Source organism: Pseudomonas serbica, from assembly GCF_028823535.1.
Lineage (GTDB): Bacteria > Pseudomonadota > Gammaproteobacteria > Pseudomonadales > Pseudomonadaceae > Aquipseudomonas > Aquipseudomonas serbica.
The window spans coordinates 1-22,427 of record NZ_JAQIYM010000013.1; the positions used below are offsets into that span (position 1 = coordinate 1).

The window sequence follows — 22,427 nt, forward strand, 5'->3', positions numbered from 1 at the left end:
GCCTACAGGGGTGCACAACCCGCAATGACTATCCAGCCCCTTTCCCGAGGAAACTGCCATGAGCAGCACCCCGTTTACCCAACAACTACAGGGCGTTCGCGTACTGGACCTGAGCCGCGTACTGGCCGGCCCCCACTGCACCGCCATGCTGGCGGACCTCGGCGCCGACGTCATCAAGTTCGAAGTGCCGGGGCACGGTGATGACAGCCGCCACCTGGGCCCGTTCAAGGATGGCGAAAGCGTTTATTTCGGCCTGATCAATCGCGGCAAGCGCAGTGTCGAAATGGACTTCAAGTCGGCCCCGGACCTGGCCCGCCTGTATGAGTTGGTGCGTGACGCCGACGTCGTCGTGGAGAACTTCCGCCCCGGCGTGACCCGTCGCCTGGGCATCGACTTCGATACCCTCAAGCAATACAACCCCAAGCTGATCTACGCGAGCATTTCCGGCTTTGGCCAGCACGGCCCCCTGTCCACCAGGCCCGCCTATGACATTGTCGCGCAAGCGATGTCCGGGCTGATGAGTGTCACCGGTTTTACCGAGACAGGGCCGACGCGCAGCGGCGAGTCCATCGGCGACCTGTGTGCCGGTGTCTATGCCGCCTGGGCGATCAGCTCTGCGCTGTTCGCCCGCGAGCGGCACGCCCCGGGCGCGCAATTCATCGACGTCGCCATGTTCGATGTGTTGTTCAGCCTGCAAATGACCGGGCTGTCCAGTCTCTTCGCCCACGGCGTTGCCCCTGGCCTTGTCGGCAACCGCCATCCGGTCTCGACCCCCTTCGACACCTACACCGCGGCCGACGGCCAGGTGGTCATCGCAGTGGCGAGCGACAAGCTGTTCCAGCGCCTGTGCGAGTGCATGGGCAAGCCTGGACTGGCCACCGACCCACGCTTCGCCGAGGACCCGCAACGGACGTTGAACGAGCCGGCGTTGCGCGCGCAGATCGAACACTGGACGCGCCAACTGAGCGTCGAGCAGGCCTGCGACATTCTGCTCGATGCCGGCGTGCCGTCCTCCCCGGTGTGGAACCTCGCCCAGGCCGCCGACAGTGAACAGGCGCACGTGCGTCAACTGCTGATCCGGCCCGAGGGCGCAGCACAACCCCTGGTGCCGCAACCGGTTTTCTTCAATGGCCACAAACCTCACGCCGTCACCCTCGCCCCACGCCTGGGCGCCGACAACGCGGCCTTCGGCATGAACAAACAGGAGCTTTGCCATGAACTTTGAACTGGATCAGGTCGAACTGGCCGTTATCGAATCCGCCGAAAAACTGGCCCGCGAGGTGATCCAGCCCCGCGCCCAGCATTACGACGAAACCGAAACCTTCTGTGCCGAAAGCCTGCAAGCCTTGGCAGCGTTGGGTGGCATGGGCATCAACTTGCCTGAGGAATATGGCGGCCTGGGGATTGGCAGCCTGGCCATGAGCCGAGTGGTTGAAGCGGTAGCAGGTGCTTGCGCCTCCACTGCGTCAGCCTTGACCGCGCACTTCCTCGCGACCGACTCGATTCTGATCGGCGGCACCGAAGCGCAAAAGCAGGAATGGCTGCCGCGCGCCGCCAGCGGCGAGTTGCTCGGCGCGTTCGCCCTGACCGAACCGGCAGCGGGCTCCAACCCCGCCGACATGCGCTGCCGGGCGCAACCGCAAGACGGTGGCTGGAGAATTCGCGGCAGCAAGCACTACATCACCAACGCCCGCGAAGCCGGATTCATCGTGCTCTATGCCAAGACCGACGCCGAGGCCGGCCACAAGGGCATCAGCGCTTTCATGATCCCCCAAGGCACCGAGGGCATCAGTTTTTCCAGCCCGGAAAAAACCATGGGCCTGCGCGGCAGTACGATCTATGAGCTGTCCCTGGACTGCTGGCTGCCCGCCTCGGCACTGCTCGGCAGCGAAGGCGCCGGCTTCAACACGGCCATGGCGGTGCTCGATCGCGGTCGTGTCGAAGTGGCGGCGATGTCCCTGGGGGTTGCCAATGCGGCATTGCAGGCAAGCCTTGGCTGGGTCCGCGAACGGCAGATCGGGCCCAAGCCGCTGGCGGCCTATCAAGGCACGCAATGGCGCCTGGCCGATATGCACACGCAGCTGGAAGCCGCACGCATGCTCACCTGGAAAGCCGCCGCGCGCCGCGACAGCGGTGAACGCTTCAGCCTGGAATCGGCCACCGCCAAGCTGTTTGCCGCCGAATGCGCCGGCTTCGTCACCGATGCCGCGCTGCAGTTGCACGGTGGCTATGGCTACATTCGCGACCTGCCGCTGGAGCGCTACGTTCGCGACGCACGCATCCTGCGGATTTTCGAGGGCACCTCGGAAGTGCAGAAAATCATCATTTCGCGAAGCGTGCTCGACGCCCAGCGTTAACAGAGCGAGAACCGGGGCCTGATCCCAGGCCCCGCCCTTGATATCCCAACCCGAGAAGGCTGTCGTATCCCACGACACCCGAGAGGAACCGCCATGTCCGCCTCCAAAGAAAGTGCGCAGCGCAAGACGTATATAGAACGGCGATCCATCGATTACATCCCCGAATCAGAGCGTCACGGCCGGCTGCTCAGTCAGTTCACGCTATGGTTTGGCGCCAACCTGCAAGTCACCGCGATCGTCACCGGGGCCCTGGCCGTGGTGCTCGGTGGCGACGTGTTCTGGTCGTTGATCGGCCTGCTGGTCGGGCAACTGCTGGGCGGCGCGATCATGGCCCTGCATGCGGCCCAGGGCCCGCAACTGGGCCTGCCCCAGATGATCTCCAGTCGCGTGCAGTTCGGCGTCTATGGCGCCGTCATCCCCATCGTGCTGGCCTGCCTGATGTACGTGGGGTTTTCCGCCAGCGGCTCGGTGCTCGCCGGCCAGGCCATCAGCCAACTGATGAACGTCAGCGATGCCAGCGGCATCCTGATATTCGCGGCGATGATCGTGGTGTTGACCGTGCTCGGTTATCGGACCATCCACTTGATCGGGCGCTTGTCGAGCCTGATTGGCGTGGTGTCGTTCTTCTACCTGTTCTATCGGTTGCTGTCGGCCCATGACATCGGCGAACTGTTGGCCAACCGGCATTTTTCCCTGAGCAGTTTCCTGTTGGCCATCTCGCTGTCAGCCTCCTGGCAAATCGCCTTCGGCCCCTACGTCGCAGACTATTCGCGCTACCTGCCGCGCACCACGTCAGCCATGAAAACCTTTCTCGCCGTTGGCCTGGGATCAGTGATTGGCACACAGATCTCGATGATCTTCGGCGTGTTCGTCGCGGCACTGGCGGGCGATCAGTTCGCCGGCCATGAGGTGTCCTACATCGTGGGCCTGGGTGCGAGCGGGTTTGTCGCGTCGCTGCTGTTCTTCAGCATCGTGTTCGGCAAGGTCACCATCACCACCCTCAACGCCTACGGCAGCTTCATGTCCCTGGCAACGATCGTCAGCGGCTTTCGCGGCAATCAGGAAATCTCCAGGACCCTGCGCTCGGTCTACATCCTGATCATGGTCGGACTGGCGACGGCACTGGCATTGATGGGGCGGCACTCGTTCCTGCATGACTTCTCCGCCTTCATCCTGTTCCTGCTGGCGTTTTTCACCCCCTGGAGCGCCATCAACCTGGTGGACTTCTATCTGGTGACCAAGGAGCGCTACGACATACCCGCCCTGTCGGATCCAGATGGCCGCTATGGGCGCTGGAACCTGCCTGGTATTGCGGTCTACACCCTTGGGGTGCTGATTCAGATGCCGTTCATTGCCACCAGTTTCTACACCGGTCCCTTGGTCGAAACCCTGGGTGGCACCGATATCTCATGGCTGATCGGCCTGACCGTTCCCGCCGTCGTTTATTACTGGGTGGCGCGAGGTTCGCGGCAACGCATTCCTTCGCGACTGATTCTTCCGCAAGAGACCCTTTGATCCACTCAAGACAGGGCTGCTCGCCCGGGCCGCCCTGTACACGAAACCGATCGATCGATTTTTTCCTTGAGGGGACCGCCATGCTTGCCGTCAATGCATCCGTCATATCGCCACTCAACGCTCGCGACCGGCTCGTTCACGCTGCAGTCGAGCTCTTCGCAACACGCGGCTTCCAGGCCATTGGCCTGCGTGATCTGGCAGGTCACGTAGGTTTGCAAGCCGGGTCGCTTTACCACCACATCGAAAATAAACAGTGTTTGTTGTTCGAGCTCATCGAGTCCGCCTTGTCAGACCTGCTGGTCACGACCAAGCGCCGCATGAAGGGTGCCAGGACCCCTGCCGAACGGGTACGTCGTTTTGTCCAGGCCTTCGTCAGCTTTACCTTGCACGAGAAGTACCGATTGATACTGGTGACCCGCGAGTTCGTTAACCTCGACGAGGAACACAGGCTCCACGCCGACAAGTTGAAGCGTGCGCACAGCGCGCTGCTGAACGAAATCATCACCGAGCAATACCATCTGACGGGCAAGCCAGATCCCCAGACCTGGCTGATCACTCATGCAGTGATGGGCATGCTCTATGGCCAATTGCAGTGGAACGAAGTGGAGATTACGCAGCAGCACCTGACAGAACTGCTCACGGGTTGCGTCATGCGCATTATCGCCAGCGGCAGGGAAAATGCTCGAGAGGCGAGGTTTTGAATCTCACCCGACTCGGGCAAACCGACAGTCACTTCGCCTGATAGGACGGATAAAGACCGGCAAGCCGCGCAATCACAACGCCAACGTAAAAAACCCCGGAAAACTCTTCGACCATCACAAGCGAACGGGCGTGGTTGGTCAATGGGAGAACATCGCCGTAACCGGTGGTGGTGAGTGTCGTGAAGCTGAAATACATCAGTTTGAAGAAGCTACCGGGCTGTAGGAAGTCGAGGCGACCAGGACCGAATGAGCCCGCGCTCTGTATCTCGACCAGGGCATAGACGAAGGACCAGACGAAAGCCAGCATGATGTAACCGGCAAGCGCGCCATGCAGCTTGTCGGCAGTTATCGGCCCGCGCTTGAGAACGTAGCGAAGCACTCCGCTAAACGAGACGGTAAGAGATGCCGTGTAAACGATCCCGGCCAGATTGAGAATCCTGATACTTTCAGTCCACAACGCTGCCCATAGAAGGCCCACCCCAAGCAACGCCAAGCCCAGCTTGATGATGACCCCTCGCCGAGTCTGCCTGGCGGCGAAAGCGCCCACGAACAGCACGATTGAAAACACGATGCCGAGTAGCGTGCGCGCCAGGATGCCTTCCTCAAGAAAGGGAAACAGCAGAATCAATCCCAATAACAGCAACATCAGATAAGTGCAGGGCCCATGCCCGATTACCAGCTGGGCCAGATCCGCTTCGGATTCGGCTTTATCTTGCGGATTTTTCATACCGGTTTCCCAGGGAAGTAACGGCCCAAAGCGTATTTTCCAGTCGGTGGTCGAGTCTGCCTTTTAGCGTTTCAAGGTCATGTGTCAACGCTGCACGGCAGGCCCAAGACAGGGAAACCGAATAAAAATCTTCCTGCCCAGGGACCAAGTCTACAATTTGGTAACAACGTGAAGAGAAGTACGGTATTCAACAGATGTACAGCACCAATGACCTGACTTTTCTGTGTTTCGAGCATTGTGCCAGTTGGCAATGACTCCATTGCCGTAGCATCAACCTGGACAAGCAGGTCATCTATGTACCAGAACCTAGCCCTGCTTGCCGCTTTCCTCCTGACCTACAGCATTTTTGCCGGACGCATGGAATCTCGCCTGCTCAATGGCCCCCTGATGTTCATGCTTGCCGGCCTGATTCTCGGCCCGGCGTTACTGGGCATTCTGCAACCCCGGATTGACAAGGACGGTCTCAGGATCCTGGCAGAATTGACATTGGCGATTGTTCTCTTCAGCGATGCGGCCAACGCCGACCTCAAGGTTCTAAGAGCGCACGAAGGATTGCCGGTGCGCTTGTTGATGATAGGGCTTCCCCTGACCATGCTCAGTGGGTGGCTGGTCGGCCTCTGGCTGTTGCCACAGGTACCCCCGGTGGAACTGGCAATACTGGCGACCCTCCTGGCGCCCACCGATGCTGCGTTGGGCAAGGCCGTGGTGAGCAATCCCAAGGTAGCCGCATCCGTACGTGAAGGATTGAACGTCGAAAGCGGGTTGAATGATGGTATCTGCGTTCCGGTGCTGCTGATGTTCCTGGCCCTGCTGGTCGAAGAGCAGACACAGTCTCCCCTCTCGCTGGCAGTGGAGTTGGTGATCGAGGAGCTGGGCATCGGTGCAGTCGTCGGTGTCGCGCTTACGCTGGTTGCATGGCTGTTGCAGCGCTACTCGGCAAAACACGCCTGGCAAGCTCCCATGTGGTCACAACTGACACTGCCCGGGTTGGCGATTCTTTGTTTTGCCACAGCGCAAGCAATGGGTGGAAGCGGGTTTATCGCCGCATTCGTCGGTGGTTTGCTCGCCAGTTATCTGTTTACCGAACAAAAACATCAGCTGCTCAAGGCTAGCGAAGAGTTCGCCAGCCTGCTATCGGTCGTTACCTGGGTCGTATTCGGTGCCCTGGTGATCCCCAGGGCCTGGAGCAGTATCACCCTGGACATCTGGCTTTATGCCGTGCTCAGCCTGACGGTGATTCGCATTCTGCCTGTGCTCATTAGCCTGGCGGGGACCCGTTTCGATTTTGAAACCCGCCTGTTCATCGGCTGGTTCGGCCCGCGCGGCCTGGCGAGCATCGTCTTCGCAGTGATGATATTGGACTACCCTCTCCAGGCCAGTCGCACTCTGGTCGCTGCCGCCGTCTGCACCGTTTTGCTCAGCGTGTTGTTACATGGCTTGAGTGCCAATCCATGGGTCTCACGGCTGGCCCGTCGAACAGCGGACAAAGCCAATTGAAGATAGATAAAACCTCTACAGCGCAGTAAAATCTGTACAGAACTTGTAGAGGTTTTATGGCCATGACACCTTCCGAGAAACTCGTTGCATGGCACGGAAACTGGATTCTTTCGCAAACGAGGATCGTCTGCAGGAACTGCAGGGCAGAGCAGTCCGAGTCAGACAGAGAACTCAAATTCCCTCACATTCCCCAGTGTTCCAAGTCAGGCGCTCTATCCAACCCTTGGCAGGAACTGGCCGAGGTTTGCAATGCAGTTTCAGACAAGCCTCCTTAACGGAAAACGACTGGCCTCAAATTTGCAGTGTGCCCCTTACCAGGGCTTCCAGTCTGGGCAGGATACTTGCGTGGTCATTGCCCAAAATGGCAATGGAAGAACCACGCAACCCTGCCGACGAAGCGGCAGCGGCGTCGCCGGCCAACGCCACCGGGCACGTAACGCCCATTTGCAGGGCACGCAGTCGCTTGAGCGCATCTGCCTGCAGTGGCGCCTGGACCCACAGCACCAGCGCGGCGGGTTGTATCGCTTTACACAGCAACGGCAGTTCTTCCAAGGGCTGGCCCGTGCCCAGCACCTCGATGCGCAGCTGGTCATTGCTCATCAACAAACCGGCGCACAGCAACTCCAGTTCGTGGGCATGGCCCGAGCCGTCTGCCAGCAGTACGCAAGCACCATTGCCCGGGTTCATCTGCAGTCGCAGTAACATCCGCGCACGCAAGAAGGCGTCCAGGTACAACCACTGGCTGCGTCGGCCGAAAGCGTTGCCGGATGCCAGGCTGCGCCACACCGGCAGCACAATAGCCTCCAACACCGTAGCCTTCGGGTAGATCGTGAACAGCTGCCCGTGAAGGCGCTCCAGCTCCGCGCCATCAAACGCCTGCGTGGCACGATGAACCGCCTCTTGCCACTGGACCAGGGGCGCTTCGGTCGAACCTGATGCAGCGATACCGGGCGTGTCCTGCTGGCGGGCGAGCAAAGCGCCTATCTTGCTGATCGGCAGGCCACGGCTGGTCCAGAGCATGATGCTACGGATATGTTCGATGTCCTGTTGCGAATACAGGCGATGCCCTCCCACCGTGCGCACGGGTCGGATCAGCCCGTGGCGGCGCTCCCACGCCCGCAGGGTGATCGGGTTGACGCCGGTCAGGCTGGCGACTTCCCGCATGGGGAGCAAGACGTCGTCGGAGGCAGATTCGATGGGTTCGGTCATTGAAGGTCGTTGCGTCCTGAGTGTGTCGGCATTCTAAACCAGCCATGACCCTTTTTAACCAGCAGCAATCGATGCTGGCTCCCTGCCCTGCCATCTAGGCATGGCTGCCGCTGACGACTACGCTGTGGGGCACACCCACGAACCACCGCGAGACCGGACCATGATTGACGCCAAACTCCTGCAACTGATGGTCGAAGCCTCCAATGACGGCATCGTCGTGGCCGAGCAGGAAGGCAATGACAGCATCCTCATCTATGTCAACCCTGCCTTCGAGCGCCTGACCGGCTACAGTGCCGACGAAATTCTCTACCAGGATTGCCGGTTCCTGCAGGGAGACGATCATGACCAGGCCAGCCTCGAGGCCATCCGCGAGGCCATCCGCCTGGGCCAGCCTTGCCGCCAGGTGCTGCGCAACTATCGCAAGGATGGCAGCCCGTTCTGGAACGAGTTGTCGATCACTCCCGTGTACAACGATGCCGACCAGCTGACCTACTACATCGGCATACAGCACGACGTCAGCGACAAGATGGCCGCCCTGGAAAGAATCGAGTCACTTGAGACCGAGGTGGCCGAGCTGCGCCGCCAGCTGGCAAGGCTCGATGGCTAACGACGAATAGCGCTAAACCGATAGAAAAAGTGTACAAGAATATTGACTTGTACAATTTTCCCCGTAGGCTTCAGATAAACCTGTACAGTTTTTTCGAATTGTACAATTTTGCCTGGAGCCTGCCATGTCTGCATATCTCCGCCATTTCGCTGAAACGTTCGCAACGCTGAACCTCGACTCCCTGGATCGACTGGGCGAGCTCTACAGCAACGACGTTCAATTTCGTGATCCCTTGCATCAGCGGGATGGCTTGCCGGCACTGCGTAGCTACTTTGAAAAGCTGTACACCAACGTCCAGGATATCCGCTACGACTTCCTTGACGTGGATGAAACCGCCCCCGGCCACGGTTATCTGCGCTGGACCCTGCATTTCCGTCATCCGCGCCTTTCCCGTGGACAGCCGATCAGCCTGCAAGGCTGCAGCCACCTGCGCTGGGCGACTCATGTCTACCTGCACCACGACTACTTCGATGCCGGCGCCCTGCTCTACGAGCACGTACCGGTTGTCGGCGGCGTGATCGGCTGGATCAAGGGAAGGCTCGCATGAGCCGCTGCTGGCTGACAGGGGCCTCTAGCGGCCTCGGTGCCGCCCTGGCGGAACAACTGCTGGAGCAAGGCCATTCGGTGGCCTTGGGTGGACGGCGGGCCGAAGCTCTGATGCCGCTGGTGCTGCGCTACCCTGAGGCCCTGCTCGCTACCGGCGATGTCACTGACCCACGGCAGGTCGCGGCGATCAGCGAGAACATCGAGCATGCGTGGGGCGCACTGGACCTGGTGATCCTGAACGCCGGCACCTGCGAATACCTGGTGCCGGGCAGGTTCGAGGCCGAGACCGTCGAGCGTGTGATGCGCACTAACCTGCTGGGGGTCAGTTATTGCCTGCAGGCGGCCCTGCCACTGCTGCGCCGCGGGCAACGACCCCACCTGGTCGTGATCGGCAGCTCGGTGACCTGGCTGGCGCTGCCGCGGGCTGGCGCCTATGGCGCGTCCAAGGCGGCCCTGCGTTATCTCGTTGAATCCCTGCGCCTGGATCTATACGCCGAAGGCATCGATGTAACGCTGGTCAGCCCGGGGTTCATCGACACCCCCCTGACCCGGCGCAACGGCTTTGCCATGCCACAACTCTGGACGGCCGACCGCGCCGCGCGGCATGTCGTCGCGCGCCTGACGCGACGACCGCTGGAGATCAACTTTCCACGCTTCTTCATTCTTGTCCTGCGCTTGCTTGGCGCCCTGCCAGCGCGTTGGCGCCTGGCCCTGGGCCGTCGACTGGCGCGAAACGAAAAGGAATAGCGTCATATGCGTATCGCCATCATCGGCAGCGGGATCTCTGGGCTGACCTGTGCCTATCTGCTGTCACGTCGCAATGAGGTCACCGTGTTCGAAGCGGCGGACTGGATCGGCGGTCACACCCATACGGTCGACATCGAATGGCACGGCCAGCGTTATGCCGTGGACACAGGTTTCATCGTCTTCAACGACTGGACCTACCCCAACTTCATTCGCTTGCTGGATCGCCTGGGCGTCGTCTCGCGCCCCACCGAGATGAGCTTTTCCGTCAACGATCCGCGCAGCGGCCTGGAATACAACGGCAATAACCTCGACACCCTCTTCGCCCAGCGCGGCAATCTGCTGTCGCCGGGCTTCTGGGGAATGTTGCGCGATATCCTGCGCTTCAACCGCCAGGCGGTGGCCGACCTTGACGGCCAGCGCATCGAGCCCGGCATGAGTCTGGGTGATTACCTGCACACGCGAGGCTACGGGGAGCGTTTCATCCATCACTACATCGTGCCCATGGGCTCGGCCATCTGGTCGGTCTCAAGGGCCGACATGCTGCACTTCCCGCTGCACTTCTTCGTCCGCTTCTTTCGTAACCATGGCCTGCTCTCGATCAGCCAGCGGCCACAATGGCGAGTGATCGAGGGTGGCTCGCGCAGCTATGTGGAGCCGTTGTGCAAGACCTTCAGCGAGCGCGTTCGGCTCAATTGCCCGGTGATGAGCGTGCGCCGGGACGACACCGGCGTGGTGATCACCAGCGCCGCGGGCCAGGAGCGCTTCGACAAGGTGGTGTTCGCCTGCCATAGCGACCAGGCCTTGGCGCTGCTTGAGCAACCGACAACCACTGAGCACGAGGTGCTGGGCGCCCTCGTCTATGCCGCCAACGAAGTTTTGCTGCACACCGACACCCGCCTGCTGCCCAACCGACGCAAGGCCTGGGCCAGTTGGAACTATCGCCTCGGCGGACCGGCCGATGCCCCGGCGGCCGTGACCTACAACATGAACATTCTGCAAGGCCTCGACGCCCCGGTAACCTTCTGCATAAGCCTCAATCAGGCCAATTGCGTGGACCCGTCGCAGGTGCTGGCACGCTTCAATTATGCGCATCCACAATACAGCCTTGCCGCCATGGCGGCACAGGCGCGCCAGGGGGAGCTTCAGGGAAACCGGCACAGCTACTTCTGCGGTGCCTACTGGGCAAATGGCTTCCATGAGGATGGCGTGGTCAGCGCACTGGACGTCGCCCAAAGGTTCGGGGAGCGCCTGTGAACAGCAGCCTTTGCTACGGTTGGGTCAGCCACCGGCGTTTGGCACCGCGGTTCCATGGATTCCGCTATCGCAGCGCCATGCTTTACCTGGACCTGGACGAACAGGACCTGCTGCTGGGCCTGTCCCCGCTGCTCGGTGCTTCTCGCCTGGCGCCGTTGTGCTGGCGAGAAACCGATTACCTGCCAGCCTGGACGCGTCGCGGCATGCCCTTGAAGGACGCGGTGCGCGAAGTGGTGGCCAAGGCCCTGGGCCAGGCGCCGTGCGGCGCCATTCATTTGCTGACCCAGCCGCGCAGCTGGGGAATCTCGTTCAATCCGGTCAGCTTCTATTTTTGCCACGACAGCGATGACCTCCTGGCGGCGATTGTACTGGAGGTGCGTAACACGCCCTGGCGTGAGCGCTTCCACTACGTGTTGCCTGTGCTGCCCGGTCAACCCTGGCACTTTTCGGTCACCAAGGCATTCCATGTCTCGCCGTTCATGCCGATGGACATGCAGTACCACATGCGCTTCCACAGCGATGGCGCGCACGTGCGCATCCACATGGAAAACCGCCGCGAAGGGCAAAAAGTCTTCGAGGCCGACCTGGCCCTGCGCCGGCAGCCGCTGGATGCCGCCGCACTGCGCCGCCACGTACTGGCCTTCCCCTGGATGAGCCTGCGCACCCTCGGCGCCATTTACTGGCAAGCCATGCGCCTGCTGCTCAAGCGCACCCCGCTCTACGCCCACACGTCCAGTCAGAGCAACCAAGACCTTGGCCATCACGTCCACGAGGAGCCCGAGCATGTCCGATCCAACCCTGAGCGTTAGCAAATCCTTTAGCCTGGCGCCGTTATTCGGCGGCCTGGCCAGAAGCGCCGTGCTCACTCAGCTTCGCAACCTGCGCCAAGGCCGTCTGCGCCTGATCTGCCAGGGCCAGGAGTGGCTGTTTGGCGATGTCGGCAGCGCCCTGCACGCCGAGGTCGAGATCTTCGACGAGGCCGCCTGGGGCATGGTGGCTACAAACGGCTCGATCGGGGCCGGCGAAGCGTACATCCACGGTTACTGGCGTACCCCGGACCTGGCCGCGGTCACCCGCCTCTTCGTCGCCAACCTGGAGGTGCTCGACGCCCTTGAAGGCGGGTTGGCGCGCCTGGGCCGTCCGGTCCTGCGCCTGCTGCATTGGCTCAATCGCAACAACAGGCGCGGCGCGCGGCGCAACATTCTCGCCCATTACGATCTGGGCAATGCCTTGTTCGAGCGGCTGCTGGACCCGACCATGATGTACTCGGCAGCCATGTTCGACAGTCAGGAGCAGAGCCTGGAGCAAGGCCAACTGAACAAGCTTGAGCGAATCTGCGAAAAACTCGCGCTGCGCCCCGACGATCATCTGCTCGAGATCGGTACCGGCTGGGGAAGCCTGGCGATCCATGCCGCCACGCGCCACGGTTGCCGGGTGACCACCACCACGTTGTCCGAGGCGCAGTACGCCCATACCCTGCAGCGCGTCCGCGATCTTGGCCTGCAAGAGCGCATTACCGTCCTGCGCGAGGACTACCGCGACCTGGGCGGACGCTTCGACAAGCTGGTCTCGATCGAGATGATCGAGGCGGTCGGGCACCGTTATCTGCCGGTTTACTTCCGCCGCTGCGCGTCACTGCTCAAGGATGACGGCTTGATGCTGCTGCAGGCCATCACCATCCGCGACCAGCGCTATGAACAGGCCCAGCGGTCGGTGGATTTCATCCAGCGCCACATCTTTCCCGGCGGTGCCCTGCCCTCCTTGAACGTCATGCTGCAGACCGCCAGTCGGCATACCGCGTTGAACCTGGTGCACATGGAGGACTTCGGCCTGGACTATGCGCGGACCCTGCAGCACTGGCGTGACAACTTGCGTCAGTCGCGCAGCGCCCTGGTCGAGCTGGGCTATGACGACACCTTCCAGCGCCTCTGGGAGTTCTACCTGTGTTACTGCCAGGGCGGTTTCGAGGAGCGTGCCATCGGCGTCGCGCAACTGCTCTGGGCAGCCCCGGCCGCACGCCGCGCATCGCTACCGGGTGCCTGACTTGAGCCGGGCCTGGTTGATCGGCAACGCGCTGTGGATGCAGGCCGCCTGGTGGGCTTGCGTGCTGAGTGAGCGGCATCCCTGGCTGCTACTGGCGGTGGTGGCAGGCTTGTTGGTGCATGTGGCTGCTTGCCCACGGCCGGGCGACGAAGCGATCACTCTGGCCTGCGTGGGGTTGGCTGGCTGTTCACTGGATGCCAGCCTGGGAGCCCTGGGCGTTTTCGATTTTGCCCAGCGCCCCCTACCCTTGTGGCTGGCCGTGCTGTGGCTGGTGCTGGCCAGCGGGCTTCGCCACAGCCTGGCCTGGGCTCGACGTCCTGTGTGGTACGGGGCGTTGCTAGGGCTGTGCGGCGGACCGTTGGCTTACATCGCCGGCGCACCGCTGGCCGGGGTCGGCCTGCCTTGGGGCACCCTTGGCACGGCCCTGCTGCTCGCGCCACTGTGGGCGGTCTGGATGCCGCTCATCCTGCGAATGGCTGCGCCCCGCTCCTGAATCTGTATACCGAAGATCACGGCAGCGCCTTCGGCTCGCGGCGGAAGAACAGAATCACTTGTCCCAACTCGACACCTAGCTTGCTCATACTCGAGCGGTTGATCATCGTGTCTTCGTCCATCAGGTACATCCAGTCGTCCAGATCCACTTCCCAATGCCGGCCGTCAACCGGCAGGTCAAGGCGATAGCGCCAGCGCAGCGCATTGCCAGCGATCTCGCCGCTGGCCTCTCCTACAACGTCATCCGCACGACCACGCCAACGCCCGTCGCCAGCTGGTTGCAGCGTCCAGACGCGGCGTTGACGCGTGCCATCGCTGTAGAGAAAACGCTCGTCAAGAATCAGCTGCTGTCCCTCGACGCGGCTTTCGATCTGGACATGGAATCGCTTGACCACCTCGCCCGAGCGATTCTGGAACAGCCCCCAGGCCTGTACCGGCCGTGAGAAAAACGCCACCAGATCCAGGGTCGGTCGCTCCTGCGCGTAGTGCTCCACGCCAACATTGTTGCAGCTGACCAGCAACAGGCTAACGAGCAGTACCACTACTTGACGCATCTCAACCTCCTCAGTCAGCCGGCGCGGACATCCCCAACAGTTGTTGACGCAACAGCTTGTCCCGCGTGCGCGGACCCAGCCAGATGTCGAAGAAGGCTCGGGCGAATGCAGGGTCCTCTACCCGCCGGCGCAGTTGGCCGTCGACGAAGAACGTGCAGCCTTTGCCGGGATGATAGAGCCCGGTGATGCGCATTCCGGGCCGCACATCGACGAAGGCGCCACGCATTTCACCGGACCAGCGCTGGAGGGTGGACTCATCTGGACGCGCCTCGGCCATGCGACGCATTTCCTTGAGGCTGGCCTCCACCAGCGTGTCCCTGGAAAAGACACGGTGATACGTCAGTTCGAGTGCAAAGGGCTGATCCCAGGTCAGCGGCAACCCGGGGCTCCACAACCGCGCGGTGTATAGACTCACACCGAACCAGGTAAAGTCGCCGCTGCCCACCAGACGCCCATTGGGCAACCCGGGATGCCAGTCCGCCCAGGCTGGTACGGCCAGTACCAGCACTAACAGCCAGCTTCTGGACAGACGATGTACGTGAAAGCGCCTGGAATCAGCCACGATTTTCAACGCCTCGGCTTATTTGAAAATACTGTACAAGAATAGCTCAATGTATAGTTTTTGCCCATCAAGCAGAAACTATGTACAACTTTTTCACCCTCAAAAAGATTGAACGGCTATTGAACGCGCTCGCCTAATGATCAGCTTGTGGATAATCCCATAGGCCATGTGCCAATACCGGCATACTCCGAGAGGTGGTCAACGTGGCTAAAGACGAGAAAAAAAGCAAAGGCGAGTCCTCCAAAGCCAGCAAGGATTTGAAAGACAAAAAGTCTTCAACGACGAAGAAATCAGCGGCGTCGGCTCTTTCGAAAGCGGCCGAAAAGAAAGACAAGAAAAAAGATACCGAACCCAAAAAAGCTGCAAAACGAGCTGATAGCAAGCCAGAAAAGGCCAAGAAATCAGACAAGGCAGAAAAGCCGGCGAAAAAGAAAAAGTGACATCTGCTGTTTGCTAGGGCTTTACGCCCTAGCTTCCTCTCGCGGTGGCTCCGACAAGGCATAAACCACCCGCCCGATCCCGGTCCAATACACCGCGCCGGCACACAAGCAGCAGGGTTCGGCACTGGTGTACAGCGTGGGGTCGCCCTGCGGCGGCATCGAATTGTTGCCCGCTTCGACAATCACCTAGCCATTGCGGTCCGCCACCCACGCCGCGAACGGATGACGGCCACGCTCTTTTGATGCCTGCAGCAACGCCAGATCCAGATCGCTGACGCCGGCCGGAATAAGCTGGGTGAGTTGATTCATGGGGTAACTCCTTGGCAGTGGAAAAACAAAAGATCAATCGACCCATTCAGCCGCAGAGACGTCGACGCTGTCGGTCGATTTTTTTTCATTGTTGAGCAACACGTTGAGCAGAATGGTTGCCCCGGCAGCGGCCACGACGAAGCGGCTCTTGACGTTGGAGAGCGCAATCAAACCGGTGTTCTGCGTGAAGGCGTTGTAAGGGAAACGGTTGAACAAGCCACCGAGCATGGTCGACAGGCCATCAGCGCGGAACGCATTGCCGAGGGTTTGCGGGGTGGTCGGCTTGCCGGTCAATTTGCCGATGGCCAGGCAGTTGCCCGTGGTCTCGGCCATGATCACCAGCATCGCCAGGGTCATGCCCGGGTGATCGATTCACCGGTTACGTATAACAACATGGTTAATGCAGTATTGGCAGAGTTGAGGGACTGAACGTCAGCGAACGCATTCGCACATCACTGTCAGTGCTTTCAGGGTCGGCTGTTGTTATCAGAATAGAAACAAAAAACCGGTTCGTACTAACCTGGCTGCAATAACGAAAAATCCCGGGAACAGAGATGTCTCCAGGGATTTTTTTTACGCGAGATTCGTCGGCACTGCATAGGGCAGATTCACATCGATACAAGCACGTTGGCGAGCCCCTCAGTCTTTTATGATGGGGCAAGCGGTAACCAGACGCAGACTTCGAACCCATCTTGCCGGCCTGTTGCCGGGGAGAACAATTTCATTCTGGCGTCTACCCCCTGCACTATGGTTTTGGCAATCGCCAAGCCCAGTCCTGAACCACTGATCTCACTGTGACCGCGTACAAAACGCTCAGTCAGGTGCTGTAATTTCGACTGTGGCACCGCCGGGCCGCTGTTGACAACCCGTAGCTCTGCCTGTTCAGTGAGACTGACTTCGATCGGTTGATCCGATGCACCATACTTCAGCGCATTCTCAATCAGGTTGCGCAACAGGATGCCGAAGGCGTCCGGGTCAATGGTCGAGTACACGCCGGCCTGGCTTGGCAGGTGCAACTCAATGCGCTGCCCGCTACGTTGGTTCCACTCGTCCACTCCGTGGGCAAGCAACGGAATCAGGTCTTGTGGCGTTTCGGACAACAAGCCGCCGCCTTCAGCTTTGGCCAGCTGCATGAGTTTTTCTGAAAGCCGTGAAAGCTCGCGCAACGCGTTCTCGATCTTCTGCGCACGCACTCGCAACGGGCCTTCGGGGGCTTCGTGGTGTAACCGCTGGATCTGCGCCAGGGTCGAGGCCAATGGTGTGCGCAGTTCATGGGCACTGTTGGCGGTAAAACTGCGCTCGGCCTCAAGGGCGTTGCGTAAGCGCTCCAGCAGGTGGTTGACCGCCTCAGCCAACGGATCGATTTCCGCCGGCAGGCGCACCACCTTGATTGGCGACAGATCACCCGCACCGCGCGCTTCAATAGCACGACGGTAAGCCAACACGCTGCGCAGGCTGAAACGCACAAATAACCAGGTGCCCAACAGGCTGACAGGAATCAACACCAATAGAGGCAACAACAAGGCAAACAAGGCCTCCCGCGCTGCTTCTCGACGATGACCAAGCGGTTCGGCTATCTCGATGAACAGCGTCTGGCGCAATGCACTGGCGCCATACAAGCGGTACTTTTCAGAGGTGGAAAAACCTTCAGTCGGTTGTCGATTGAAGATCTGCGGGTTGGCGTCGTGAGATTGCATCAGAATCTTGCCCTTGGCATCGCGCACCAGGTAGGTCAGGTATTCGTTGTGCATTTTCAGGGTCGCGACGTGTTGCGCCGTCCGTGGTTCTTCCCGGTTGCTGATTTCCAGCACGGCCAAGGGCAGGATGCGTTGTGCAGTCTCCTCCAACGCGCTGTCGAATGCCTCGTTCAATTCATGTTGCACCACCAGCCAGGCGCCGACTGTCGCCCCCAGCCAGAGTAACGTCATACCAAGCGTCAACCCTAGACCGAGACGTGTTTGCAGGCTTGAAGACGGCTTCATGCTGACATCAACCGATAGCCCATGCCCCGCACGGTTTCAATCAGGTCGCGCCCGAGTTTTTTACGCAGACGGCTGATGTAGACCTCGATGGTATTGCTCTCGATTTCGGCGCCGAAGGCATACAGCCGTTCTTCTAGCTGCGACTTGGACAGCAGCGCGCTGGGGCGCTGCACAAACGCCTCGAACAGCGCCCATTCCCGCGCCGTGAGGTCCACCGTCGCACCGCCTCGCTGCACCGTACGGGCACTCATGTCGACCTGCAAATCACCGAGTTTGATCTGCGGATTGGGGTTGCCGCTATAACGCCGAGCCACCGCCGCCACACGGGCCGAGAGTTCAAACAGGTCGAACGGTTTGACCAGGTAGTCGTCGGCGCCCGCGTTGAGGCCAGCGATACGATCGGAAATCTGATCCTGGGCGGTCAGGATAATCACCGGGGTCACGTCCCCTGCCGAGCGTTGCTGGCGCAAAAAGTCCAGCCCGCGACCGTCCGGGAGCATCAGGTCCAGCAGGATCAGGTCGTAAGGCGTGGTGCGCACGCTGTTGCGCGCGTGGTCCAGGCGCTGCACCCAATCGACGGCGTGACCGTCATCGGCAATCTGCTCGCGCACCGCCTCCCCCAAACCTGGAGCGTCCTCGACCAATAAGACCCGCATCTGGCACCTCCTGTGATGGTTGTCGTGCAGCACCTTAATCGCCCTGCCTGACGTGAATCTGAAGATTCAGCTGGTTGTCAGGAATGCACCTTAGGGTATGCCACAGACGCCGACCGCGGCAGGAGACAGATCATGAAATCAGGTTTTATTGCCAATGCCACGCTGTTGAGCCTGCTGCTCAGCGGTTACGCCCTGGCCGATGACGACTGCAGCGACCCGGTGAGCGACTGGCAACCGCGCGAAACCTTGCGTCAGCAGGTCGAGCGGCAGTACGGCTGGAGCGTGCAGCGCATCAAGGTCGACGACGGTTGTTACGAGCTCAAGGGCCTGGACCGCAAAGGCAATGCCATCGAAGCCAGCTACTCACCGGCATCGCTGCGCCTGCACACACTCGAGATCCATTTCCGCGATGACGGCGATGCCAGGGATTACCTCGGCAGCCCGCTCGCCGAATGACGCCTCACCTGTCGATGAGTTTTTCCTGTGCTTCAGGTTGCTGTCAGCAAGCAGGTCCAGGCTCTCGACCTAACGATCAAAAGGACACCCTCATGAAAAAGATCATCGCAGCCACCTGCCTCGTCGGCGCCATTGCCCTGCCGGGGTTGGCCCAGGCCCGTGAAGTGACCTTGACCACACAGCTCAAGGACTACAGCGGCAATGACGCCTACCTGGCGATCTACGTCACCGACGCCAATGGCCAATACCAGAAAACCCTTTGGGTGGCCGGCAAGAAAGCCAAGTACTACAAGCACCTGGGCGACTGGGCCCGTGGCAGCGGGATGAACCCGAGCGAGTTTGACGGGGTCAGCGGCGCCAGTGTCGGCAGTGGGCGCACACTCAAAGTCAGCGTCGAACTGGCAGACACCCTGATTGATGCCGGGTATCAGATCCGCATCGACAGCGCCGTCGAGGACAAACGTGACGCCCGCGCCGATGTCAGCGTGCCCCTGACGTCCAAGGGTGCAGGCAAGCCGGCGACAGGCAGCACCTACGTCGAGTCCTTTACTTACGACTTGTAGCACCTGCTATTTCTGGAGGCTGAACATGCTTCGTCAGTTCCATTCCCTTCCTGGCCTGATCGCCGCCCTGTTGGTCATGCTGTTGGCCATCAGCGGCGCGATCCTGTCTGTCGACCCGGTGTTGGAACGCCTGCACAGCACGTCCACTTCTGCCGGACAAGTCAACGTCGGCCAACTGGCCGGGCGCGTTGCCAGCCACTTTCCGGGCGTGGAGCAGATCCAGCGCACAGCGTCCGGGACGGTGATCGTCTACTACAACCAGCACGGCCAGGCCGGGGCGGAAAAGGTTGACCCACTGACCGGCCAAGGTCTCGCCCCTTATGAGCCATCCGAGTTCTCCCGCTGGGTGAAAGACCTGCACCGCTCGCTGTTCCTTGGCACGCCGGGCCATGGGGTGTCGGGTGTCGGCGCGCTGTTCATGCTGATGCTGTCGGTGTCCGGCGCGCTATTGCTGGCCCGCCGCCTGGGTGGCTGGCGCAACCTGCTGCGGCCGCTGCGGGGCACTTTCAGCCAGCGCTGGCATGCTGAAATCGGGCGAACGGCCTTGCTCGGGCTGCTGCTGTCGGCATTGAGCGGGCTCTACATGTCCGCCACCACTTTTGGTTTTATCGCCGACGGCAGTCAAAGTGAACCCGCCTTCCCCGCCCACGCCAGCACCGGCCCGGCCTTGCCGGTGGCGAAGCTGCAAGCCTTGCAGGCCACCGACCTGAACGACCTGCGCGAGCTGGTCTACCCAAGCCCCGGCAACCCACGCGATGTGTTTTCCCTGCGCACGGCCCAGGGCGCCGGCTACGTGGATCAGGCCAGCGGCGCTTTGCTGTCCTATCAAGCCCACGACTCGATGCACAACCTCTACGAATTGATCTATCAGCTGCACACCGGCGAAGGCCTCTGGTGGCTGGGCCTGCCGCTGGGGCTCTGCGCCCTCTGCGTGCCGTTGATGAGCGTGACCGGCATCCTGTTGTGGTGGCGCCGCCGCAAGGCTGGCCCGAACATTCGCCACAACAGCCCTGCCCACTGCGCCGACAGCGTGATTCTGGTGGGCAGTGAAAACAACAGCACCTGGGGCTTTGCCAAAACCTTGCACGACGCCTTGCACCAGAATGGCCACCAGGTGCATAGCGCGGCGATGAATGAATGGGTGGGCGATTACCGCAATGCCCAACGGGTGTTGATCCTCACCGCGACCCATGGTGACGGCGATGCACCGGCTTCGGCTTCGCAGTTCCTGGCGCGGCTGGCCAAAACCGGCCTCAAGCCCGGCCTGCCCTTTGCTGTGCTGGGCTTTGGCGACCGCCAGTTTGCGCAGTTCTGCCAGTACGCCCATCAGGTGCAGGACGCGATGTTGCAGGCCGGTGGCTCGCCACTGCTGGGGCTGGAAACCGTCAACCGCCAGTCCTCCCAGGAGTTTGCGCGCTGGGGCCACGCGTTGGGCGAAGTGCTCCAGCATGACCTGACACTGGTCCATACCCCGCAGCGGCCACAGCCCCATCCGTTGGAGCTGACGGAGCGCATTGTCTACGGTGAACAGGTGAACGCGCCGACCCACGTTCTGCGCTTCAAGGCACCCGGCAAGCTGCCGGATTTTCTGGCCGGTGATCTGGTCGGGATTCTGCCCCCTGGCAGTCCGATCCCGCGTTTCTACTCGCTGGCCAGCGGTTCCCAGGACGGCGTGCTGGAGATCTGCGTGCGTAGACACAACGGTGGCATGTGCTCGCAGTTCCTTCATGGCCTGGACATCGGCGCGCAGATCGAAGCCTTCATCCAGCCCAATCCGCAATTCCGTCCGGCATCGGGCACGCATCCGGTGATCCTGATCGGCGCCGGTACCGGCATCGGTCCTCTGGCCGGTTTTATCCGCAACAACAAGGCCCGACACCCGATGCACCTGTATTGGGGCGGGCGCAACCCGGCCTCGGACTTTCTCTACGAACCGGAGCTCAACCAATACCTGTCGGACCGCCGCCTCACGGCACTGTGCGCCGCTTTCTCTCAGGTTCAGGACCGCAGCTACGTGCAAGACCGGCTGATCAGCGATGCCCTGACCTTGCGCCGGCTGATTGAAAAAGGTGCCCAAGTGCTGGTGTGTGGCAGTCGCGAAATGGCCAAAGGCGTGATGCAGGCCCTTGATGAAGTATTGGCGCCTCTCAACCTGAGTGTGCTGACCCTGAAGGCACAAGGACGCTACCGTGAAGATGTCTACTGAGCTGCTGCGCTATAGCTTGAACGGCGAAACCATGGGCACCCGCTACACCGCCCTGTTTTATGCCGGGGCCGGGATCGATATCGACGAAGTTGGCCAGCACCTGGCCCGCGCCGTGGCCCGGGTGGACCAGCAAATGTCCACCTGGAAACCCGACTCGGACCTCAACCGCCTCAATGCCGCCCCCGAGCAGGAATGGGTCTCGGTGCCCAAGGAACTGGCCACGGTGCTGTCTGCTGCATTGCGCGTCAGTCAGCAATCCGGCGGCGCCTTCGACATCGCTGTCGGTGACCTGGTGAACGCCTGGGGCTTCGGCCCCGGGGAGCAGACGGTCACAGAGCAGGCGATCGGCACGACTGCGCCGCGCGCCCGGCCGTTAGCCAGCGCCGCATTGGTGGTTGAGCCGCAACGCAATCAGGTGCGCAAACGCGTGCCGTTGAACCTTGATCTGAGTGGCATCGCCAAAGGTTTTGGCGTGGATGAACTGGCCCGTTGCCTGGAGGGCTGGGGCATCACCCGCTATCTCGTCGGTATTGATGGCGAGATGCGCGCCCGGGGCATCAAACCTGACGGCCAGTGTTGGGTCGTGGCCCTGGAAAAGCCCCACCGGGGCGTGCGTGAAGTCATGGGCGTGATGGAACTTGGCGATGCCGCTATCGCGACCTCCGGGGACTATCGACACTGGGTCGATGTGGCCGGTCAGTCCTATGCTCACACCATGAACCCGGCCACCGGCGCGCCGTTGTGCAACCCGCTCGCCGCCGTCACCGTGGTGGCGGCCTCGTGCATGCTCGCCGATGCCTGGGCCACGGCGCTGATGGTCCTGGGCGAAACCGAGGGCCCACGCCTGGCTCAGGAACGCGGGATGGACGCGTTGTTCGTGCTGCGCGAGGGTGAACACTTCAAAGAAATATCCATTGTCGGCGGCCAGTTGCAGGCGCAAATTGAAACCCGCTGACGCCGATCGCCGGCCCGCTCGGAACCCGTCCGATGTGAACCGCCGAATG

At 61.2% G+C, this 22,427-nt stretch carries 23 protein-coding genes and 2 pseudogenes; 17 read left to right on the top strand and 8 right to left on the bottom strand.

Annotation, left to right across the window (positions count from 1 at the left end; genetic code table 11):
* Positions 1-58: 58 nt before the first annotated feature.
* The 4 genes from NQL71_RS21125 to NQL71_RS21140 all read left to right on the top strand — a co-directional run bounded on the left by NQL71_RS21125 (position 59) and on the right by NQL71_RS21140 (position 4,573).
* Positions 59-1,225 carry a CaiB/BaiF CoA transferase family protein gene (locus tag NQL71_RS21125; RefSeq protein WP_166618842.1) on the top strand — a complete coding sequence of 389 codons (1,167 nt, stop codon included), beginning with the start codon at positions 59-61 and terminating at the stop codon, positions 1,223-1,225.
* The gene (locus NQL71_RS21130) at positions 1,215-2,357 is read left to right on the top strand and encodes an acyl-CoA dehydrogenase family protein (protein ID WP_046815256.1); all 1,143 of its coding nucleotides are present in this window, start codon (positions 1,215-1,217) and stop codon (positions 2,355-2,357) included. The genes NQL71_RS21125 and NQL71_RS21130 overlap by 11 nt, the downstream gene beginning before the upstream one ends.
* 93 nt (positions 2,358-2,450) lie before the next feature.
* On the top strand, positions 2,451-3,872 hold the full coding sequence (locus tag NQL71_RS21135) for a purine-cytosine permease family protein (protein ID WP_046815255.1): 1,422 nt from the start codon (positions 2,451-2,453) through the stop codon (positions 3,870-3,872).
* 80 nt (positions 3,873-3,952) lie between these two features.
* Entirely contained in the window at positions 3,953-4,573 is a 621-nt protein-coding gene (locus NQL71_RS21140; RefSeq protein WP_046815254.1) for a TetR/AcrR family transcriptional regulator, read from the top strand.
* A 28-nt stretch (positions 4,574-4,601) separates the two neighbouring features.
* Here the strand turns inward: NQL71_RS21140 and NQL71_RS21145 are convergent, their stop codons facing one another.
* Positions 4,602-5,300: a potassium channel family protein gene (locus tag NQL71_RS21145; RefSeq protein ID WP_077182697.1), complete on the bottom strand. Its 699-nt coding sequence runs from the start codon at positions 5,298-5,300 to the stop codon at positions 4,602-4,604.
* Positions 5,301-5,594: 294 nt separating this feature from the next.
* Here NQL71_RS21145 and NQL71_RS21150 point away from each other — a divergent pair, with 294 nt between their 5' ends.
* On the top strand, positions 5,595-6,797 hold the full coding sequence (locus NQL71_RS21150; RefSeq protein WP_274643220.1) for a cation:proton antiporter: 1,203 nt from the start codon (positions 5,595-5,597) through the stop codon (positions 6,795-6,797).
* 291 nt (positions 6,798-7,088) lie between these two features.
* On the opposite strand, the gene NQL71_RS21155 is transcribed toward NQL71_RS21150, so the two are convergent.
* Positions 7,089-7,994, bottom strand: coding sequence for a MerR family transcriptional regulator (locus tag NQL71_RS21155; RefSeq protein ID WP_410454519.1), 906 nt, complete (start codon positions 7,992-7,994; stop codon positions 7,089-7,091).
* Between the two features lie 172 nt (positions 7,995-8,166).
* Between NQL71_RS21155 and NQL71_RS21160 the strand changes: the two genes are divergently transcribed.
* From NQL71_RS21160 to NQL71_RS21190, 7 genes are all read left to right on the top strand, one after another.
* Positions 8,167-8,613 (top strand): PAS sensor domain-containing protein, encoded by a 447-nt coding sequence (locus tag NQL71_RS21160; RefSeq protein WP_046815250.1) that lies wholly within the window; start codon positions 8,167-8,169, stop codon positions 8,611-8,613.
* Positions 8,614-8,737: 124 nt separating this feature from the next.
* Positions 8,738-9,160 (top strand): nuclear transport factor 2 family protein, encoded by a 423-nt coding sequence (locus NQL71_RS21165; RefSeq protein ID WP_046815249.1) that lies wholly within the window; start codon positions 8,738-8,740, stop codon positions 9,158-9,160.
* Positions 9,157-9,906: an SDR family NAD(P)-dependent oxidoreductase gene (locus tag NQL71_RS21170; RefSeq protein ID WP_274643221.1), complete on the top strand. Its 750-nt coding sequence runs from the start codon at positions 9,157-9,159 to the stop codon at positions 9,904-9,906. Before NQL71_RS21165 ends, NQL71_RS21170 begins: the two co-directional genes overlap by 4 nt.
* A 6-nt stretch (positions 9,907-9,912) precedes the next feature.
* Positions 9,913-11,160 carry an NAD(P)/FAD-dependent oxidoreductase gene (locus NQL71_RS21175; RefSeq protein WP_274643222.1) on the top strand — a complete coding sequence of 416 codons (1,248 nt, stop codon included), beginning with the start codon at positions 9,913-9,915 and terminating at the stop codon, positions 11,158-11,160.
* The gene (locus NQL71_RS21180; protein WP_077182693.1) at positions 11,157-11,969 is read left to right on the top strand and encodes a DUF1365 domain-containing protein; all 813 of its coding nucleotides are present in this window, start codon (positions 11,157-11,159) and stop codon (positions 11,967-11,969) included. Before NQL71_RS21175 ends, NQL71_RS21180 begins: the two co-directional genes overlap by 4 nt.
* Entirely contained in the window at positions 11,944-13,203 is a 1,260-nt protein-coding gene (locus tag NQL71_RS21185; protein WP_077182692.1) for an SAM-dependent methyltransferase, read from the top strand. Before NQL71_RS21180 ends, NQL71_RS21185 begins: the two co-directional genes overlap by 26 nt.
* A 1-nt stretch (position 13,204) precedes the next feature.
* Positions 13,205-13,696: a DUF2878 domain-containing protein gene (locus tag NQL71_RS21190; RefSeq protein ID WP_274643223.1), complete on the top strand. Its 492-nt coding sequence runs from the start codon at positions 13,205-13,207 to the stop codon at positions 13,694-13,696.
* A 16-nt stretch (positions 13,697-13,712) separates the two neighbouring features.
* Here NQL71_RS21190 and NQL71_RS21195 read toward each other — a convergent pair whose 3' ends face one another.
* A complete protein-coding gene (locus NQL71_RS21195) occupies positions 13,713-14,249 on the bottom strand; it encodes a DUF3833 domain-containing protein (RefSeq protein ID WP_274643224.1) in 537 nt (178 codons plus the stop codon).
* 10 nt (positions 14,250-14,259) lie between these two features.
* The gene (locus tag NQL71_RS21200; RefSeq protein WP_248686951.1) at positions 14,260-14,811 is read right to left on the bottom strand and encodes a chalcone isomerase family protein; all 552 of its coding nucleotides are present in this window, start codon (positions 14,809-14,811) and stop codon (positions 14,260-14,262) included.
* Positions 14,812-15,005: 194 nt separating this feature from the next.
* On the opposite strand from NQL71_RS21200, the gene NQL71_RS21205 reads away from it, so the two are divergent.
* Positions 15,006-15,251: a hypothetical protein gene (locus tag NQL71_RS21205; protein WP_274643225.1), complete on the top strand. Its 246-nt coding sequence runs from the start codon at positions 15,006-15,008 to the stop codon at positions 15,249-15,251.
* 48 nt (positions 15,252-15,299) lie between these two features.
* On the opposite strand, the pseudogene NQL71_RS21210 reads toward NQL71_RS21205, so the two are convergent.
* The 4 genes and pseudogenes from NQL71_RS21210 to NQL71_RS21225 form a co-directional block, all read right to left on the bottom strand.
* Positions 15,300-15,560: pseudogene (locus tag NQL71_RS21210) on the bottom strand (nucleoside deaminase); the annotation flags it as partial.
* A gap of 105 nt (positions 15,561-15,665) precedes the next feature.
* Positions 15,666-15,917 (bottom strand): annotated as a pseudogene (locus tag NQL71_RS21215) (solute carrier family 23 protein); the annotation flags it as partial.
* Positions 15,918-16,207: 290 nt separating this feature from the next.
* Complete coding sequence (locus tag NQL71_RS21220) at positions 16,208-17,542, bottom strand: sensor histidine kinase (protein ID WP_274643227.1); 1,335 nt, start codon at positions 17,540-17,542, stop codon at positions 16,208-16,210.
* Complete coding sequence (locus NQL71_RS21225) at positions 17,539-18,198, bottom strand: response regulator transcription factor (RefSeq protein WP_033060168.1); 660 nt, start codon at positions 18,196-18,198, stop codon at positions 17,539-17,541. Before NQL71_RS21225 ends, NQL71_RS21220 begins: the two co-directional genes overlap by 4 nt.
* 132 nt (positions 18,199-18,330) lie before the next feature.
* Here NQL71_RS21225 and NQL71_RS21230 point away from each other — a divergent pair, with 132 nt between their 5' ends.
* The 4 genes from NQL71_RS21230 to NQL71_RS21245 all read left to right on the top strand — a co-directional run bounded on the left by NQL71_RS21230 (position 18,331) and on the right by NQL71_RS21245 (position 22,378).
* Positions 18,331-18,654, top strand: coding sequence for a PepSY domain-containing protein (locus NQL71_RS21230; protein WP_046815238.1), 324 nt, complete (start codon positions 18,331-18,333; stop codon positions 18,652-18,654).
* Between the two features lie 92 nt (positions 18,655-18,746).
* Entirely contained in the window at positions 18,747-19,217 is a 471-nt protein-coding gene (locus tag NQL71_RS21235; RefSeq protein ID WP_046815237.1) for a DUF2271 domain-containing protein, read from the top strand.
* A gap of 25 nt (positions 19,218-19,242) precedes the next feature.
* Positions 19,243-21,423 carry a PepSY domain-containing protein gene (locus NQL71_RS21240; RefSeq protein ID WP_274643228.1) on the top strand — a complete coding sequence of 727 codons (2,181 nt, stop codon included), beginning with the start codon at positions 19,243-19,245 and terminating at the stop codon, positions 21,421-21,423.
* Positions 21,413-22,378, top strand: a complete 966-nt coding sequence (locus NQL71_RS21245) for an FAD:protein FMN transferase (RefSeq protein WP_274643300.1) — start codon at positions 21,413-21,415, stop codon at positions 22,376-22,378. The genes NQL71_RS21240 and NQL71_RS21245 overlap by 11 nt, the downstream gene beginning before the upstream one ends.
* Positions 22,379-22,427 lie beyond the last annotated feature (49 nt).

Coding starts and splice junctions, on each gene's coding strand:
- NQL71_RS21125 (WP_166618842.1), top strand. CDS start 59: ATGAGCAGCACCCCGTTTACCCAACAACTACAGGGCGTTCGCGTACTG.
- NQL71_RS21130 (WP_046815256.1), top strand. CDS start 1,215: ATGAACTTTGAACTGGATCAGGTCGAACTGGCCGTTATCGAATCCGCC.
- NQL71_RS21135 (WP_046815255.1), top strand. CDS start 2,451: ATGTCCGCCTCCAAAGAAAGTGCGCAGCGCAAGACGTATATAGAACGG.
- NQL71_RS21140 (WP_046815254.1), top strand. CDS start 3,953: ATGCTTGCCGTCAATGCATCCGTCATATCGCCACTCAACGCTCGCGAC.
- NQL71_RS21145 (WP_077182697.1), bottom strand. CDS start 5,300: ATGAAAAATCCGCAAGATAAAGCCGAATCCGAAGCGGATCTGGCCCAG.
- NQL71_RS21150 (WP_274643220.1), top strand. CDS start 5,595: ATGTACCAGAACCTAGCCCTGCTTGCCGCTTTCCTCCTGACCTACAGC.
- NQL71_RS21160 (WP_046815250.1), top strand. CDS start 8,167: ATGATTGACGCCAAACTCCTGCAACTGATGGTCGAAGCCTCCAATGAC.
- NQL71_RS21165 (WP_046815249.1), top strand. CDS start 8,738: ATGTCTGCATATCTCCGCCATTTCGCTGAAACGTTCGCAACGCTGAAC.
- NQL71_RS21170 (WP_274643221.1), top strand. CDS start 9,157: ATGAGCCGCTGCTGGCTGACAGGGGCCTCTAGCGGCCTCGGTGCCGCC.
- NQL71_RS21175 (WP_274643222.1), top strand. CDS start 9,913: ATGCGTATCGCCATCATCGGCAGCGGGATCTCTGGGCTGACCTGTGCC.
- NQL71_RS21185 (WP_077182692.1), top strand. CDS start 11,944: ATGTCCGATCCAACCCTGAGCGTTAGCAAATCCTTTAGCCTGGCGCCG.
- NQL71_RS21195 (WP_274643224.1), bottom strand. CDS start 14,249: ATGCGTCAAGTAGTGGTACTGCTCGTTAGCCTGTTGCTGGTCAGCTGC.
- NQL71_RS21220 (WP_274643227.1), bottom strand. CDS start 17,542: ATGAAGCCGTCTTCAAGCCTGCAAACACGTCTCGGTCTAGGGTTGACG.
- NQL71_RS21225 (WP_033060168.1), bottom strand. CDS start 18,198: ATGCGGGTCTTATTGGTCGAGGACGCTCCAGGTTTGGGGGAGGCGGTG.
- NQL71_RS21230 (WP_046815238.1), top strand. CDS start 18,331: ATGAAATCAGGTTTTATTGCCAATGCCACGCTGTTGAGCCTGCTGCTC.
- NQL71_RS21235 (WP_046815237.1), top strand. CDS start 18,747: ATGAAAAAGATCATCGCAGCCACCTGCCTCGTCGGCGCCATTGCCCTG.
- NQL71_RS21240 (WP_274643228.1), top strand. CDS start 19,243: ATGCTTCGTCAGTTCCATTCCCTTCCTGGCCTGATCGCCGCCCTGTTG.
- NQL71_RS21245 (WP_274643300.1), top strand. CDS start 21,413: ATGTCTACTGAGCTGCTGCGCTATAGCTTGAACGGCGAAACCATGGGC.